This is a genomic window from Christensenella tenuis, from assembly GCF_014287795.1.
In the GTDB taxonomy this organism is placed as follows: Bacteria; Bacillota; Clostridia; order Christensenellales; family Christensenellaceae; genus Christensenella; species Christensenella tenuis.
This window is the reverse complement of record NZ_JACOON010000007.1, coordinates 208,618-225,099: the sequence shown is the minus strand read 5'-3', so window position 1 is coordinate 225,099 and position 16,482 is coordinate 208,618. Positions and strand designations below refer to the sequence as shown.

The 16,482-nt window shown below is 51.1% G+C and carries 16 protein-coding genes; 8 read left to right on the top strand and 8 right to left on the bottom strand.

From position 1 onward, the window contains the following. Positions 1-101 precede the first annotated feature (101 nt). Positions 102-1,499: an MATE family efflux transporter gene (locus H8S18_RS13410; RefSeq protein ID WP_186858777.1), complete on the top strand. Its 1,398-nt coding sequence runs from the start codon at positions 102-104 to the stop codon at positions 1,497-1,499. Between the two features lie 14 nt (positions 1,500-1,513). Next, positions 1,514-2,137, top strand: a complete 624-nt coding sequence (locus H8S18_RS13405) for a TetR/AcrR family transcriptional regulator (protein ID WP_186858776.1) — start codon at positions 1,514-1,516, stop codon at positions 2,135-2,137. A gap of 94 nt (positions 2,138-2,231) precedes the next feature. Here the strand turns inward: H8S18_RS13405 and H8S18_RS13400 are convergent, their stop codons facing one another. From H8S18_RS13400 to H8S18_RS13385, 4 genes are all read right to left on the bottom strand, one after another. Continuing rightward, entirely contained in the window at positions 2,232-2,747 is a 516-nt protein-coding gene (locus tag H8S18_RS13400; protein WP_186858775.1) for a ferritin, read from the bottom strand. A gap of 73 nt (positions 2,748-2,820) precedes the next feature. Further along, on the bottom strand, positions 2,821-3,819 hold the full coding sequence (locus H8S18_RS13395; protein ID WP_186858774.1) for an alpha/beta hydrolase: 999 nt from the start codon (positions 3,817-3,819) through the stop codon (positions 2,821-2,823). Beyond that, a complete protein-coding gene (locus tag H8S18_RS13390) occupies positions 3,816-5,129 on the bottom strand; it encodes an HdeD family acid-resistance protein (RefSeq protein WP_186858773.1) in 1,314 nt (437 codons plus the stop codon). The genes H8S18_RS13395 and H8S18_RS13390 overlap by 4 nt, the downstream gene beginning before the upstream one ends. Further along, on the bottom strand, positions 5,113-7,314 hold the full coding sequence (locus H8S18_RS13385; RefSeq protein ID WP_186858772.1) for a bifunctional metallophosphatase/5'-nucleotidase: 2,202 nt from the start codon (positions 7,312-7,314) through the stop codon (positions 5,113-5,115). Before H8S18_RS13385 ends, H8S18_RS13390 begins: the two co-directional genes overlap by 17 nt. Before the next feature lie 253 nt (positions 7,315-7,567). Between H8S18_RS13385 and H8S18_RS13380 the strand changes: the two genes are divergently transcribed. From H8S18_RS13380 to H8S18_RS13370, 3 genes are all read left to right on the top strand, one after another. Next, positions 7,568-8,149 (top strand): NUDIX domain-containing protein, encoded by a 582-nt coding sequence (locus H8S18_RS13380; protein ID WP_186858771.1) that lies wholly within the window; start codon positions 7,568-7,570, stop codon positions 8,147-8,149. After that, positions 8,142-8,438, top strand: coding sequence for an ArsR/SmtB family transcription factor (locus H8S18_RS13375; protein ID WP_186858770.1), 297 nt, complete (start codon positions 8,142-8,144; stop codon positions 8,436-8,438). The genes H8S18_RS13380 and H8S18_RS13375 overlap by 8 nt, the downstream gene beginning before the upstream one ends. A gap of 167 nt (positions 8,439-8,605) precedes the next feature. Further along, the gene (locus H8S18_RS13370) at positions 8,606-10,663 is read left to right on the top strand and encodes a heavy metal translocating P-type ATPase (RefSeq protein WP_186858769.1); all 2,058 of its coding nucleotides are present in this window, start codon (positions 8,606-8,608) and stop codon (positions 10,661-10,663) included. A 134-nt stretch (positions 10,664-10,797) separates the two neighbouring features. On the opposite strand, the gene H8S18_RS13365 is transcribed toward H8S18_RS13370, so the two are convergent. From H8S18_RS13365 to H8S18_RS13355, 3 genes are all read right to left on the bottom strand, one after another. Further along, complete coding sequence (locus H8S18_RS13365) at positions 10,798-11,289, bottom strand: hypothetical protein (protein ID WP_186858768.1); 492 nt, start codon at positions 11,287-11,289, stop codon at positions 10,798-10,800. Positions 11,290-11,296: 7 nt separating this feature from the next. Next, on the bottom strand, positions 11,297-12,349 hold the full coding sequence (cobT, locus tag H8S18_RS13360; protein ID WP_186858767.1) for a nicotinate-nucleotide--dimethylbenzimidazole phosphoribosyltransferase: 1,053 nt from the start codon (positions 12,347-12,349) through the stop codon (positions 11,297-11,299). Between the two features lie 170 nt (positions 12,350-12,519). Then, positions 12,520-13,902, bottom strand: a complete 1,383-nt coding sequence (locus H8S18_RS13355; RefSeq protein WP_186858766.1) for a glycine--tRNA ligase — start codon at positions 13,900-13,902, stop codon at positions 12,520-12,522. A 295-nt stretch (positions 13,903-14,197) separates the two neighbouring features. On the opposite strand from H8S18_RS13355, the gene H8S18_RS13350 reads away from it, so the two are divergent. Both H8S18_RS13350 and crcB read left to right on the top strand, forming a co-directional pair. After that, on the top strand, positions 14,198-14,503 hold the full coding sequence (locus tag H8S18_RS13350; RefSeq protein ID WP_186858765.1) for a hypothetical protein: 306 nt from the start codon (positions 14,198-14,200) through the stop codon (positions 14,501-14,503). Further along, positions 14,500-14,865 (top strand): fluoride efflux transporter CrcB, encoded by a 366-nt coding sequence (gene crcB, locus H8S18_RS13345; RefSeq protein WP_186858764.1) that lies wholly within the window; start codon positions 14,500-14,502, stop codon positions 14,863-14,865. Before H8S18_RS13350 ends, crcB begins: the two co-directional genes overlap by 4 nt. Positions 14,866-15,134: 269 nt before the next feature. Here crcB and H8S18_RS13340 read toward each other — a convergent pair whose 3' ends face one another. Next, on the bottom strand, positions 15,135-15,731 hold the full coding sequence (locus H8S18_RS13340; RefSeq protein WP_186858763.1) for a TspO/MBR family protein: 597 nt from the start codon (positions 15,729-15,731) through the stop codon (positions 15,135-15,137). A 130-nt stretch (positions 15,732-15,861) separates the two neighbouring features. Here H8S18_RS13340 and H8S18_RS13335 point away from each other — a divergent pair, with 130 nt between their 5' ends. Further along, positions 15,862-16,452 (top strand): ECF transporter S component, encoded by a 591-nt coding sequence (locus H8S18_RS13335; RefSeq protein WP_186858762.1) that lies wholly within the window; start codon positions 15,862-15,864, stop codon positions 16,450-16,452. The last annotated feature ends 30 nt before the right edge of the window (positions 16,453-16,482 follow it).

The following is a 16,482-nucleotide window of genomic DNA, read 5'->3' as shown; positions in this document are numbered from 1 at the left end:
CAAGTGTCAAATAAACGGTTGACATTGGCGGACAGGCATAATAATATGATAAATGTAAATGAACGCACGTTCAGTTTGCAAATGCGCAGGAGAACATTAAGATGGAGCAAACAATAGATAAGCGCGCGGAAATGATGGGCACTGCAAAGGTGCCCGGCGCAATCGTAAAACTTGCGGTTCCGGCCATTGTCAGCATGGTTGTGATGGCAATTTACAACATGGCGGACACCTACTTTGTCAGCATGTCGCCGGAGGGTTACCTCGGTACGGCGGCAGTTTCAGTCTATATGCCGATTATGCTTTTGACCCAGGCGCTGTCCATTCTTTTTGCAGCAGGGGGCGCAGCCTACCTTTCGCGGCTCCTCGGCGCACAGGAAAAAGAGAAGGCTGGGCGCACGGCGACCACCACCATCATTCTTTCTTTTTTGTCAGGAGTCCTTGTGGCTGTGGTTGGAGGGATTTTTGCCAGACCGATCCTGCTTGCGCTCGGCGCGTCGGCAGACACCATTGGCCTTGCGCTCGATTATGCGTTGATCCTGCTTCTTGCTTCGCCGGTGCAGCTTACCAATATGGCGCTTAACAACTTGCTTCGCGCGGAAGGGAGCGCGGTACAGTCCATGGTAGGAATGGTCATCGGTGCGGTCCTCAACATGATACTCGATCCGTTTTTTATTTTTACATTCAATATGGGTGTCATGGGAGCCGCCGTCGCAACAGCCATTTCGCAGGTCGTTGCCTTCGTCATCCTCTCTTCGCATTACTGGAGAAAAAAGACGGTTGCAAAGTTCCGGTTGAAAGGATTTCGCTTCAGCAGAGAAATCGTTTCGTATATTGTACGCATCGGGTCGTCTACGTTCTTAACGCAGCTTTTGGCAGCCATTGGTTTTGCGGTGATCAACGTGTGCGCAAAGCCGTATGGAGACGCGGCAATAGCGGCATTTGGCATTGTGAATCGAATCCAATTCCTGGGATTTGCATTAATATTTGGATTTTCTCAGGGATATCAGCCTGTGGCGGGGTATAATTTTGGCGCGCATAAATTTGACCGCCTTAATACGGCGATGAAATTCGGAATTTCCGTCGCACTCTGCATTGGCGCGTTGGTAACGCTTGCATGTTATGCGCTCGCGCCGCAGATGATGGGGCTGTTCACCACGGATGCATATGTCATGGAAATTGGAATTCCCGCGCTTCGCTGGTTTACAGCAGGCTTTACAATCACAGCTTTTACGCTCATCATGCTGATGACGCATCAGGCATTTGGCAAAGCGGGCGGGGCGTTGATCCTGTCCATTTCGCGGCAGGGAGTGTGTCTTATTCCCACGGTGCTTGTGCTTGCAAATGTGTTGGGGATTTTTGGCATCATGCTGTCTCCGCTTGTAGCGGATGTGATCTCGGGCGTCATTGCCCTGATTCTTGCCATCAGGATTTTTAAATTTATCAAAAGCACAAAAGAGGAATATGCAATGGGATTGCTGGATCCCAATACCCAGCAATAAGGAAGGAACCGATTATGCCCAAAAAAATAGAAGATGTAACGCAGAAAATTATCAATGCAGCTCTTGAAATTTATCACCAGGAGGGGTATGATAGCCTTTCTATGCGCCGGATTGCAGAGGTCAGTGGACTTTCGGTAGGCACAGTCTATACACACTTTGACGATAAAGAGGCGCTGCTTGCCCAGGTGCTTGCCGGGGAAATCGAACAGATTATGAACGATTTTATGCGCAACGTGTTTGGCAAGGAGCCGAAAGAAGCGCTGTATGGGGCCATCTATTGTTTTATTGCACGGATGGTCGAAACGCCGCAGGACGTAATCAACCAGGTCGTAAATTTTGAATCAGATAAAGAGTATATCGAACGTACGCTGTTTGGCATACGCAGGCAGGTGCAGGAGCTTCTGATCGAACTCATCACCCGCGTCTTTTCTGAATGCGGAACGGAACTTACGGAGGAAGATGGGGAAGTGCTTTCCGAGCTTTTGTTTGGAATGCTGAACGCTGTTTCGCTGCACGGAGCGGGAAATATTGAGCGGCGCTCCGTACTCGTCTATGATATGTTCATTGCGTACGCGGAAAAGCAAAGCAAGGCTCTCAAAACGCCGCGGAAAAGGCGGGCAAAGAAAGAGAAAAATTAGTACTGCCGTTTTGCTGGCGGATAGGGAGGATTATTACTGGTTAAGTGAAAAATAAAAACAGCGGAACGAATGTTCCGCTGTTTTGTGCTTTACCTTAGTTGGCGGATTGTGTTGCAGGCGTATAGGTCCTTGCAGCCGCCTCGTTGTCCATATAGAGGATTCCGGCTTCGCTGTTTCCGCTGATTTTCAGCTTTTCGATCAGGCCGTTTGCGTTCTCCTCTTCCTCCACCTGCTCGGTCACGAACCATTGCAGGAACTGCTGCGTCTTGAAGTCACGCTCATCGAGCGCGTTGGCCATCAAGTCGTTAATCATACCCGTTACCTTCTGTTCGTGTGCCAGCGTTTTCTCGAAAACATCCATGGGAGACTTGAAATCCGTATCCGGCGCCTCGATTGCACGGAATTCAGCATCTCCGCCTACGCGCAGGATGTAATTCATAAGCATCGTTGCGTGGTCGCGTTCCTCCTGCGCCTGCACGGTGTACCAGTTCGCAAACCCATTCAGGTTCTTGGATGTAAACCATGCAGCCATGGAAAGATAGAAATAAGCGGAGAAAAATTCGTTTTTTACCTGTTCATTGAGCATGTCTTCCATTTTTTTGCTGATCATAATAAATTTACCCCCTAAAATAATGAAAATTTAATTCGATATTATTATAATACCACGCAGGAAAAAATGAAAACTATTTTTTTGTGCGCTGTAGAAATTTCATGAAAAGGTTAAAGGCGTCCTGCGCCGCGGCGCGCCGCATATTGAACTGGTATTCGTGGGGCAGGAGAGTCGCGGAACGGGGATAAAAGGTATCTTCGACAGGCGTTCCGCAAGCGCGGAGAGCCTGTGCATAGGCCATTCCCTGTTCGGTAAAGGTACCGATATTGCCGTCCGTCAGGAAAACGGGCGGGAAGCCGGATGGGGGAATATGATGGAGAACGGATGCCTCCTTAAGTTCCGGTCCATGCCGCCACTCCGCATTTCCTGTGACTCCCCAAAAGATACGTTTTACAACATAGGATACGGGGGTGTGCGAATCAAAGTTCCCGGCATATGCCGCCGCATCATAAAGCCCGCAAAACAGGCCGACGCCGCGGATGTTTTCACGCGGCACAACCTGCAAAATTTTGGATTTTTGGGCATATTCCGTATCGATTTGCGCTGCTACAAACTGTGCGGACATCTGCGCGCCTGCGGAATCGCCTGCAAAATAAATGCGCGAAAGATCCATGCCAAAGTGGTTGGCCCGCGCAAAAATAAAGGAGCAGGCATCTGCCACCGCACGCACCCCGGCAGGGTAATGCGCTTCGGGCGCAAGCGGATAATTGACATTCACAACATGATAACCCTGTGCGGCAATCTGGACACAGTAACCCTCCACATCCGCCTTGTCGCCCCCGATATACGCGCCGCCGTGCAGCCAAAATACTATGGGCAGCGGCTCTGCGCCGATCAAGGGGGAGAGCACATCGAGTACGCATTTTTTATTTGAAGAAGCATATCGAAGATTGCGCCTGATACCCACACGCGCGCGGAGGGCAGGATACTTCTTCGGCCGCACATAGGTACCGAAGCGAAACACATTCCGCAGGAACCAGCAGGCAGGCTTAGGAGAAAAAGGCCAAAAAAGCAATACAAAAGACAGTCCGGTTGATAACGCTTTTGCAATCCATTTTAGTACTGTCTTCACGATGTTTGCCCTGCACTCCCCTTTTGTGTGTTTTCACTTAGGTCTTTTAGCATGTCATCATTGAGATAAGTCTTTTTCCCTGTAACGAAACTATTTTTTTTCGCAAGCTCGCGTTCATAAAGCGCGTAGGCGGAACCGGGCGTAACTGCGCCGCCGAAGGCGCGGGATTTGGGTACGCCTGTTTTGTCGAGCAATGTTTCGGCCAACAAAGCACAATTGGTGTTCAACACAAAGTATGTACGGAATTTGCCTTTCACAACCTTATAAAGGAATGCTCCCATTTCTTTCAGGGCCCATGAATAGCCGTTTGCGGCACGGTCTTTTTCTGCGGGAGACCATGGCATGCAATTTGAAAGGAATGCATTTACATTACGGACAACCTGTTCCTGCGCTTCTTTGGGGAGCGAAAGTTTGTAGCCCATAATAGTTTTTCCTGCTTCGGATACGGAAAACTGAATATATTCCTCGCGGGGACAGGCAAAAAAAATACCGTCGTACAGAAGCCCGAATAGGGAAACGGCTTCTTTGGAATGATCGTAATTTCCATAAGAAAGGACATAATCCCCAAGACCAAGGTCCACATGGCCAAATGCGCTTGCACTGCGTTCGGAAAAATGAACAAAGACCTCGATATCATCCGTATCGACTTTCATACCGTGTATGTAAACCGAATCGGGCGGCAGGCTTCCCGTTTCCCCCGTTGCCAGCGTTTTACGCACACTTTTCAATGCTTTCTGCGGGAAAAAAGCCTCCATCCAGAGCGGCAGGGGAACGCGCGCCCGGTCCGAGACGCGTTCAAATACGATATTAAGAAATCCGGAGCCGCCTAAAACGATCAAATAGGCCGGAAGCAAAAGGTCAAGGATAAATTCCCACGCGGCAAAACTGCCCCATACGACCAGGCCAAACACAATGGAGAGAAGTGCGGAAATGAGGGTAGAAAGCCATTGGGGCTCCCGGGATTTTTTATAGGTATAACTGATGACCAGGCGGATCAGGCCCATCAGGATCATCCAGCCCGCGAGAAGCTTTTCAAGCAATACATCTGCAAAGGAAGGATTCAGCATCAGGATTACGCCAATCCCCGTTGTCAGAATGCCCGATACAAAGGTCCCAAGCGTAATATCGAGACTGCTGTGACGGGAAAAAAGAAACTGCAGGATACGCAGTGCGCCATAAACGGTAAGCACAACGCCCAAAACAAACGCGGCTGTCCGCACAGCCGCGATGGGTATAACCATTAAAATAATGCCTGCCGCAATTAATAGCAGGCATACGGCAGACCTGAAAGACTTATTGCTGCTTGTCATGCTTCTGCGCCCCTTTTTTTGTAATCAGGAAGAAAATAACCCAGACGGCAAATAGAACAACCAACACTACAATACCGAGAACAAAGGGATGCTCGGCTGTGGGATTTTCAAAAATTGTCGCGGCATTAAGCAGTTTGGAGTTTAAAAGGTACGTGACCCCTGAATTTGCGGGAAAGGTTACATTACCGGCTTCGTCCACTTCGATTCCTTTTTCATCGAGCGGAAGAATGTCACGGTTCATATCATAGTAGTACAGGTAAACGAAGGAACCAGGCGGATAAACGTCGCCTACGTAGATACTGATATCGGTATCCGGGGGCAGGGAATCGTTCCGCGCCAGGTTTAGGAATACGGCGTTTTTGTCGGCGGAAGAAGCAGTACGCTTGCCTTGCGGCGGATCTTGTGAAACGCTCGCAGCCAGATTGATATTCATTGGGACGGAGAGTTCCGTACCATTGAATATGAAAGAGTAGGGGCGTTCGCCGTTGACGGTAAAAATCAAATTGCAGTCTTTGCCAATCAGCGAATAGATTACGTTTTCGGGCACAACCGCCGCCTGGTTCAGATAAATGTGCACATCTTCAGGCACATCCGCTTCCAGTTTGGCAACCACATTATCCGCATCGATGGTTTCTTCCCAAATCGTAAGATTGGAGGATGCCGAAAGCGCTTCAATCTCATCGCCTGATTTGCTGTTCAAGTAATCTGTCACCGCACTGAAAAGCGTCGAACCTTCCTGCAGCACAGGGGAAGAAAATTCATAGCCGTCTCCGCCGTAATAAATGAAATCGGGCACTGCAATGGTAAAGTTGTCCGTATCGGCAACTTCTTTTCCGTCTTTTGTAAGCGTTTGGATTGCCGCCGCAGTCTCGCCGTCATCGTTGAGGTACTTTTGGGCAACGATTTCAAATCCCGCAAATTGCGGGAAAGAGCTGTTCCCTAACAGCATATGCGTATTCAACAGTTTTTTGAGTTCGGCTCCCGTAATTTTGGTGGTAACGATATAATTATCGTAAGGAAGCGCATTGTATAATGTGCCGAAGGAAATCGGCCCGGCAGGGATGGAACCTGAAATAATACCGCTGCTTATCAGGGCAATATCCGCACCGGTATCCGCAAGCATGGCCTGTGTGCACAATTGCCCGAAATTCGTACTTCCCGTCAGGAGATAGGCTGGTTCCGCATTGAGAAAAACAGGAGTGGAAGAAATATTTTTCGCCATAATGGGCTGCTGCTGTTTTTCATAATCGATGATCGTTTCCGCAACGCTCTTGTCAGGAGAAAAGTCGGAGGCTTCTTCGGCGTCCACAAGGCGTTCGCTCACCCCAACCAAAACTTTTTTGGAATCAAACGTCAGGCTTGCAATTCCAAAATTTTCAAAATATTTTCCGGTTTGAACAATCATAGGCGTCCTGCCTTGGATGTATCCGGGATAGGAAATATAGCCGGTCTCATATGTGTCGTGAGAATGCCCGTCAATGATCAGGTCAATACCGCTTACCTTTGTTGCGACGTCCACGCTGCTTGTTCCCGTATGATCGGATGTGCCGAGGTGGGAAAGCACCACAACGGCATTCACATTTTGTGCACGCAGGTCGTTAACAGCGCTTTGAACAGACGTCAGGAGGGGGTCTCCCCCGAGGAACGTGAGTCCCTCAAGGTCGCGCGGGTCCCCGGTTTCTTCCGTTTCCGGCGTAGCAATGCCAATTACGCCAATTTTGATGCCGCTTTCCTGAAAAATACGATAGGGTTCGAACACAGGCTGTCCATCTTTCAAAATATTGATGGCAAGGCCGTTGATGCCGAAATCCGAGAGAAGCTGTTCCAAAGTTCCGCTGCCGTAATCGAAATCGTGGTTGCCGGGCGAAATTCCGTCATAACCGACCTGCTCCATCAGGGACGCGATGCTTTGCCCGTCGCTGAGGTTGGCAAAAGCCGTACCGGAAAAGGCATTCCCCGCGTCGAGTACAAGGCGGCCGTCTGCCCCGTCTTCCTTCAGCATGGTGCGAAACCGGGCATAACCGATAGACGTTTCATTGCCTACGGCATGGCCGTGTATATCGTTGGTATGGTAAATATTGATGACGGTCTCTTCCTCCGCAGAAACCGCGGATGCAAAACCGGGAACCATCACAATCATAATCAGGAACGCCAGCAGAAACGCCGGCAATTTATTCAGACGCATAGGGCCTCCATGATTTTCACAATGAAGCGTTTCCTGCATTATATCAAAAAAGCGTACACGATGCAATTTCCATGTCGCTGGATTTTAAGCGGGATGCGTGGTAAGATAAGAAAAGATAAGCAAGCCGCGGACCGGCAATCAGGAAAGCGGAGGAATGGCCTGGTCCGGCAGGAACGGCAGGTATATCCGCCACCCCCAGCAGGCTATTCCAGCGCATTGTTTTATGATTCGATAGGAAAGCAGGGAGGCAACAATGGAACTGAAAGAAACAACCATTTCTTCGGAAACAGTATATGACGGAAAGATCATCCGGGTAGAAAAAGACAAGGTGCGTCTTCCAAATGGAAAAGAGGCGCTGCGCGAGGTGGTGCGGCATCAGGGCGGCGTATGCGTATGCGCGGTGGATAGCGATCTGAACTTGTTTTTTGTGCGCCAGTATCGCTACCCGTTTGCCGGGGAAATGCTCGAACTTCCCGCGGGCAAGCTCGACGTGGCAGGCGAGGACGCATATGACGGCGCGTTGCGTGAACTAAAAGAAGAAACGGGAATTGTCGCGGCAGACATGATGCCACTTGGCGAAATCTACTCCAGCGTCGGCTTTTGTGACGAAGCGATCCATATGTACCTCGCGGTCAATATCAAGCAGGAAGAACAGTGTCTCGATGAAGATGAGTTTATTCATGTGGAGAAAATCCCATTGGGCCGGGCGGTTGAAATGTGCCTGAAAGGGGAACTGAGGGACGCCAAAACCGTTGCCTGCGTACTCAAAGCCTATATCATCCTCGAACAGCTCCAGCGCGGGGCAGAAAAGGCGGGTGAGGAAACGCATGAGTAATCGGAAGGTAACGGACGGGGAACTTGAAAATATGAGCGTTATTTTTAAAATGCTCAGCGACCAGACGAGGCTCCGACTCCTGCTTGCGCTCCACAACCAGGAGTTGTGCGTGGCTCACCTGTGCGAGGCGGTGGGGATGGAGCAGTCCGCGGTGTCCCATCAATTGCGCAATCTCAAGGCTGCGCGCCTGATTAAAAGCCGCAAGGACGGAAAAAATGTGTTCTACAGTCTTGATGACGAGCATGTCCTGCACGTAATCGACCAGGTACTCGAACATGTAAGGCACTAAAGAAAAACTAAACCCAACCAGATCACCTCAAAGGCGGAAATACCGCCTTTTTTTCTTGCAATTACAAAATTTTACAAAAATGAATCGAATCGTAGGTTTACAAATGGTGTGGATATGGTATAATACATATGAATAAATGAACATGTATTCATATGAAGGAGGCGGAAATGAAACAGGAACATGTACATCTCCATGCGGATAGAGCCTGTGCGTGCGGGATGGATCATAGCCATGGAAAATCGGCGCATGAGCATGAAGACGCATGCTGCACGGCCAGCCATGACAAACATGAACATGGGGAGGAATGCTGCAGCCATGGCCAGGCTCATGACCACGGCCACGCCTGCGCGTGCGGGCACGAGCATGCGCATACAAACGAGGGAAAGAAAAGCTATTTGATGCGCCTTGTGATCGGAGTGGCGATTTTTGCACTCGGATATATCCTGCAAAGCGTGATGGAACTTAACCTATGGGTTCGTTTCGCCATTTTTTTCGCAGCCTACCTGGTACTCGGTGCGGGCGTACTTGCGGTTGCAGGAAAAAATATCCTGCGCGGCAAGGTGTTCGATGAAAATTTCCTGATGGCGGTTGCAACGATTGGCGCGTTTGTGCTCGGCATCTATACAGGCAGCGGGGATTTTGCGGAAGGGACGGCGGTTATGCTGTTTTATATGGTGGGCGAGACGCTTTCAGATATGGCGGTAGAAAAAAGCCGGAAATCCATTACGAAATTAATGGACATCCGGCCGGATTATGCCAACCTCAAAACAGGCGGGCAGGTAAAGCGGGTTGATCCGGCTACCGTTGCAGTAGGGGACGTCATTGTCGTAAAGCCGTTTGAGAAAGTACCGCTCGACGGAACGGTCCTTTCAGGTACATCCGCCCTCAATACAAGCGCACTGACGGGCGAAAGCCTCCCGCGCGACGTTGCAGAAGGTATGGAAGCGCTGGCAGGCAGCGTGAACGGCGGAGGTACGCTTGAGCTTCGCGTAGAAAAGAAGTTTGGCGATTCTACCGCGGCAAAGATCCTTGACCTTGTGGAACACGCAGGAAACAAAAAGGCGCGCGCAGAAAAATTTATTACGAAATTTGCGCGCTACTACACGCCGATCGTATGTGCTGCGGCCCTGATTGTTGCCATTGTGCCTTCTCTTGTAACGGGAATGTGGAGCACATGGATTTACCGGGCTCTGCTGTTCCTCGTTATTTCCTGTCCGTGTGCGCTGGTGGTATCCGTTCCGCTGACCTACTTCAGCGGTATTGGCGGGGCTTCAAAGAAAGGAATACTGATCAAAGGGGCAAATTACCTTGAAGCGCTTACGGGTGTACGGGAAGTGGTATTCGATAAGACCGGTACGCTTACAAAGGGTGAATTTGCAGTGAAGGAAGTTTATCCGGCAAAAGGCCATACGCGTGAAGAGGTTCTGCAGGCTGCGGCGTGCGCGGAAGCGGATTCATCGCATCCGATTGCCCGTTCGGTTTTGCAGGCTTACGGAAAAGAACCGTGTGCCCGCACGGGTTATGAAGAAATTCCCGGCCACGGCGTCAAAGCACAGACCATAGGCGGCGTGATCATCGCAGGAAATGCAAAGCTTATGGCGCGGGAAGGGGTTGCCCATGAAGAAACGCAGGAATCCGGAACCGTCCTTTACGTTGCAAAAGACAGGGACTTTCTTGGCAGCGTGCTGATCGCCGACCAGGTAAAGCCCGATGCGCATAGCGCGGTGGAAGAGCTTCGAAAAATTGGTATCGGAACCGCGATGCTCACGGGAGATGCGCAGAGCATTGGCCGGGCCATCGCACGGCAGGTGGGCGTGGACGAGGCATATTGTGAATTGCTGCCGCAGGATAAAGTGGAGGCGCTGGAGCGCATCCAGGGCCAAAAGGGCAGTGCGGCTTTTGTGGGCGACGGAATCAACGATGCGCCTGTACTTGCCCGTGCCGACGTAGGAATCGCCATGGGCGGCGCAGGAAGCGATGCGGCCATTGAAGCGGCGGATATCGTTCTCATGACGGACGAGCCGTCTTCCGTTCCGCAGGCGGTAAGCATTTCCAGGAAAACGCGGCGCATTGTGTGGCAGAATATTATTTTCGCCCTTGCGGTCAAGGCAGCGGTTATGGTATTGGGCGTAGCCGGCTTTGCCGATATGTGGTGGGCCGTATTCGCGGATGTGGGCGTCACCCTGATTGCCGTTGTAAACGCCTTGCGCGCGTTAAGATCGTAACAGAAAAGTTTGAACTTTTAAAAATAAAAGCTGCTGCGGATGGCACTCCGAAGCAGCTTTTTTCTTGAAAACGAATAAGTGTAAAAGACGGATATACCGCTCCCCGAACTTCATGGCGGAATGGCGTCCCCGCGCTAACGGTAGTGCCGCGCGGTAAAAAAATAAACGAGGTATACCAGGCATCCGGCAATACCGGACTGAAGCAGCATGTCCCGGAAGTCGGCCGAGTCAGTGGTAATATTCTGGTTGTATACGCGCATCATCAATACGCAAGTCACTACCACCGTGATGAGTTGTCCTGCGCACAAGGCAATTTTTGCGATATGGTATTGGAGTTCGACATTTCCTGCGTTGATCTTCACCGGGTACCGGTACAAACGTGGAAACCGCGATAATAAAAAAAGCAATCCGCATATGCCGCCGCCAAGGGCAAACAAAATAAACAACACGGTACGCATCCCGTATTTGGCCACAAGCCCGTTTGCGTCCAGGGGAGGAGCGGGCATGGGCAGGATGCTTGCCGTGAGGGCAAAGGTCACAATCATGCAGATGATGCTCACAAACGTTGCCCATTCGAGCACAAAGCGCCAGTTGCGCAAAACGTTCAGCCGGATTTCACGTTTCATAGCGGCCCTATTTGCGCAGGTCGACAAATTCGGACGGATCGATACTCCCGTCCGCAAAGGTCCCCATATCCTCCAGTATCCTGAGGGATGCCTCGAGGATATAAAACATAAGCGGGCAGCCGCTGCCCTCTCCGAGACGCATTTCGAGCGTAAGCGCCGGGGAAAGGCCCAGCGCATTTGCAATGGCGGAATATCCCTGTTCATAACTTTTGTGCGAAGCAAACATATAAGAGACGCTTTCCGGGCAAATGCGCATTGCGCACAGGGCGGCGCAAGCCGAAATAAAGCCGTCGATTACGACCGGCACCCTATTATGCGCGCATGCAAGGTATGCGCCTGTCATCGCCGCGATATCGAGTCCGCCAACTTTGGAAATTACATCGACAGGGTCAGCTGCATCGGGCCTGTTGCGCTCGATTGCCTGTTCGATTACAGAAACCTTTTTTTGATATTGTTCGTCTGTAATCCCTGCGCCCCGGCCCGTCATATCAACAACGGATTTTCCAAGCAGCACGGATGCGACGGCGGCGGTTGTAGACGTATTACAGATTCCCATCTCCCCGAGGCCGAGAACATCATAACCCGCATGTGCCGTTGCCGCCTCATAGCCTGCCTTCATCGCTTGCTCACACTGTTCGCGTGTCATTGCGGGCCCTGTGGCCATGTCGTTTGTCCCGTGCATCACGAGTGAATCGACAATATTTTTGCGCTTTAGTTCCCGGGCAACGCCGACGTTGTAAACGACAACTTCCGCACCTGCCTGCGCAGCCAGGGCGTTGACCCCGGCAATGCCGTTTGCGATATTGATGGTCTGCATGGGAGTAACCTCCTGCGGGACGGGAGTAATCCCCTGCTCGTAAATTCCATTGTCGGCTGCAAATACGAGTACGGCGCGTTTTGCAAGCGTACCGCCTATAAAACCGCGGATCCCCGCGAGCTTCACGGCATATTCTTCGAGTTGCCCAAGACTGCCAAGGGGCTTTGAAAGGGAATCCACGCGGCTGCGGGCATTTACCATAGCATCTTCGCTCAAAGGCGATACATCTGTGTAATCTATCATTCGTTCCTCCTCCTTTTGTGTTGATCCGGCCTTCCGGGTAGTAGGGATATTATTTTTATCATAATCAGTATGGCACATCCCGTTCTTGTAATTCAATAGGAAAAATAGCACAATTTTATGATTTGCGAAAAAAAGCGTATGCATTTTGCATACGCTTTTCACGATTCGGATTAGAATACGAGTTTGTCCTCGATAAACTGCTTTACCGCATCCATTGAAATGCGTTCCTGCGCCATGGTGTCACGGTCGCGCACAGTCACACACCCGTCTTCGAGGGATTCAAAGTCCACCGTTACGCAGTATGGCGTGCCGATCTCGTCTTCACGGCGGTAACGCTTTCCGATCGAGCCTGCGAGGTCGTAGTCTACATTGAAATGCTTCGAAAGGTCGGCGAACAGTTTATCCGACGTTTCCGATAGCTTTTTCTGCAAAGGCAGCACCGCGGCTTTGAAGGGCGCGAGCACCGGATGGAAATGCATTACGGTCCGCGTATCGCCGTTTTCCAGCGTTTCCTCGTCGTATGCCTCGCACAGGAATGCGAGTGCCACACGATCCGCGCCAAGCGATGGCTCAATGCAGTACGGCACATATTTTTCATTTGTCACCGGGTCGAGGTATTCGAGGCTTTCCCCGGAATGGCTCATATGGGCCTTGAGGTCGAAGTCCGTCCTGTCAGCAATGCCCCACAGTTCGCCCCATCCAAAGGGGAAACGGTATTCGATATCCGTCGTCGCATTGGAATAATGCGAAAGTTCTTCCTGCGCATGGTCGCGCAGTTTGAGGTTTTCGTCGCTCAGGCCAAGGGCAAGAAGCCAATTGTGGCAGGCATCCTTCCAGTAATTGAACCACTCGAATTCCTCTTTCGGGTTGCAGAAGAATTCCAGTTCCATCTGCTCGAATTCGCGGATGCGGAAAATGAAGTTCCCGGGCGTGATCTCGTTGCGGAACGATTTTCCGATCTGGCCGATACCCATAGGCATCTTGCGGCGCGTGGTGCGCAATACGTTTTTAAAATTGACGAAAATCCCCTGAGCGGTCTCGGGCCGCAGATAGATTTGTGCAGCCGTGTCTTCATTGACGCCTTGGAAGGTCTTGAACATCAGGTTGAACTGGCGGATGGGCGTAAAATCTTTTTTTCCACAGGATGGGCACACGATATGCTCCGCGATAAAGGCCTCCATTTCTTCTTTGGCCATGGCTTCCACCGGCCCGATATCGAGCCCGTTTTCCGCCACATAATCCTCGATCAGCTTATCTGCACGGAACCGCTCTTTACAGCTTTTGCAGTCCATCAGAGGATCGTTGAAGCCGCCTACATGGCCGGAAGCAACCCACACTTCGGGATTCATCAGGATCGCTGCGTCAAGCCCTACGTTATACGGGCATTCCTGCACGAATTTTTGCCACCATGCACGCTTTACATTGTTTTTGAATTCCACCCCGAGCGGGCCGTAATCCCACGAGTTTGCGAGTCCGCCATAAATTTCAGAGCCGGGATACACAAAGCCGCGCCCTTTTGCAAGCGCTACAATTTTGTCCATTGTCTTTTCCATTGTTTTTCCTCCAAAAATTTGTAAAAAAAATCTTTCGCTCCCTTGGAATAGGGACGAAAGAACACCTTCCGCGGTTCCACCCTGATTGGTTCAAAAACCCGCCTTCATTCTGTGCGTTTCATGTGCGCGGGGCGCCACGCCCGCAAAACGCGCTCTATCCAGTTTATGGCATAATCATACCAAGTTTAAAGGAGGAATTCAAGCATATTTTATCAAAAATCGTTTTCCTCCCATTTTGGAACAGCGTATGCTGTGCTATACTAAATGAAGGAAAAATACGGATAAGGAGACTTCCATGAACGGAATTGGTTTGTTTGGCATTATCACGGTATGTTCGACTCTTGCGGTCTTCATCGTGTGTATTGCGCTTTATTGCAGGATACAAACGAAGAGGCATTTTAAGTGTCCGCGTTGCGGCGCGCGTTTTAAGGTGGCGGGAATGCGCACCTTTTTTGCTTCGCGGCAGGGAACGGACCGCCTGCTCTCCTGTCCGCAGTGCGGGATGAGCTGTTACATGGAAAATATTCCCGATGAAGAGTATACGGAAGAGGTGCGCCGCGCAGACGGGCAGCGCCGCCGGGAAGAAGAGGAAGGGAAATGACGATTCTTTTGATCGGCGCGGGCGGTTTTGCGGGCGCTGTATGCCGCTATGGAATGGGCCTTCTTACCAAAAGTTTTTCGGACAGCTTTCCGTGGGGGACGCTGCTTGTCAATTTCATCGGCTCCTTTTGCATCGGAATGGTGTTCCAAATAACGCTGAAATGGAACGTGGACGAGCGTATAGCCGGAATGGTGATGCTGGGGATCCTCGGCGGCTTTACCACTTTTTCTACTTTTTCACTCGAAACGCTGCGCCTGCTTGAAGGGGGTAATATCCTCTTTGCGCTGCTGAATATCCTTCTTTCCGTCACGGCCTGCGTGTTTGCGGCATGGCTCGGAAAACTCGTTATCCGGGCAATATAACGGCAGAGGCCGATACCGGATTACACCTCCATTCGTTTTTGCCCCGCTTTTTCAGGGCCGGTTCAGGTTTTCACAATAAAGCAAAAAGATAATCTCGCTGCCGTCATATAAATGAATAACGGCACCAATGATCCGTCGTTTATATTTGTTGTTCCCTTTGCCGTCTGTTTTGGCCTGAAATTTTTTCCGGCGCGCAACGAGCTGTCTCCGCTTTTTTATTCCGAGACAGCTCCTTGTTTCGGATATCCGGGGAAATGCCGGAAGAACGGTTAATTTAACACAATGACCGAAACGTTGAGGATCGTCGCAATTCCGAGCCACACGATGTAAGGGACCAGCATATAGAAGGCAGGACGGCTGACGGCGGAAACATTGCGCATCAGAATCACAAGGTTCACGATCAGGGCGATCATAACCACGAGCGCCGGGCCGGGCATGTATGCCAGGAAAAAGACGGGCGACCATAGCGCGTTCAGGACAAGGTTGACAACGTAACCAACCACTGCTGCGCCGCACACGCGTCTTTTCGAGACTACGAGGGCAAAAGAAACTGCGATCAGGACATATAAAACCGTCCATACCGCCGCAAATGCCCACGGTGGAGGCTGGAGCGGCGAAAGCGTCAAGCTTTCATACCATGCCGACGAGGTATCCGTAGCGAGGCTCGCGACAATAGCGCCCGCGAGCGTGACGGCAATTGCAGCTATGATCCTTGCGGTACGCCTGTTTTTTTCGTGTTTTTCTTCTTCCATCTTATAGGTCATTACAAACATAACTCTGCCTTCCCCTTTACCGCCGGGAAAAGAATCCCGGAACCTTTCATAATTTCTTGCAATGTAGCGGCTGACTGCGATATAATAAATCATTAGGAACGCATCCGGCGCTATCGCATTCGTAGCTTAATAATACCCGCGAAGCGCACGGATAAACTGGCGGTCCATTAAAATTCACTAAGGTAGGGTATCCGCGGCATGCGGAACTCGAGCGGAGGTAAACATGAAAACAAAAACAAGAACGCTGACTCTGACGGCGATTTTGATCGCTGTCACCCTGATCTTCGGCTTCACGCCCATCGGCTATATTGCGACGCCTTTTGGCATCGTAATTACGCTGATGTGCCTGCCGGTCATCATCGGGACGCTTACGCTTGGCTGGAAAGCGGGCATCGCGCTCGCGGCACTTTTTGCAGTCACAAGCATTGCAAAGATCCCGTCCGATGTATTCGGCCCGACACTGCTCGCGGCGAATCCAGTGTTGCTGATGGTCAATATCATCGTCCCGCGCCTCTTGATCCCTCTCGTAGCCACGCTCGTATACCGCGCGATGCATTCGAAAAGGGAGCTTCTCAATATCGGGGTAGCGGCGGTAGCGGGGTCGCTCACGAATACCGTGCTGTACCTTGGGTTCCTGTATGCGTTCTTTTCCGGCATTGTGGCCGGCGGCATCATTCTTTCGGTGGCGCTCCTCAATGGCATTATCGAAGCGGTGGTTGCGGCGCTTTTGTGTCCGCCTATCGTACGTGCACTGAAAAAAACGGTGCCGGCCCTTGGCAGGGCTGTGCCCGCAAAGAAGACACAGGCAGAATAAGCGCGCAGGCACGCGCGCCCAAAGGAGATT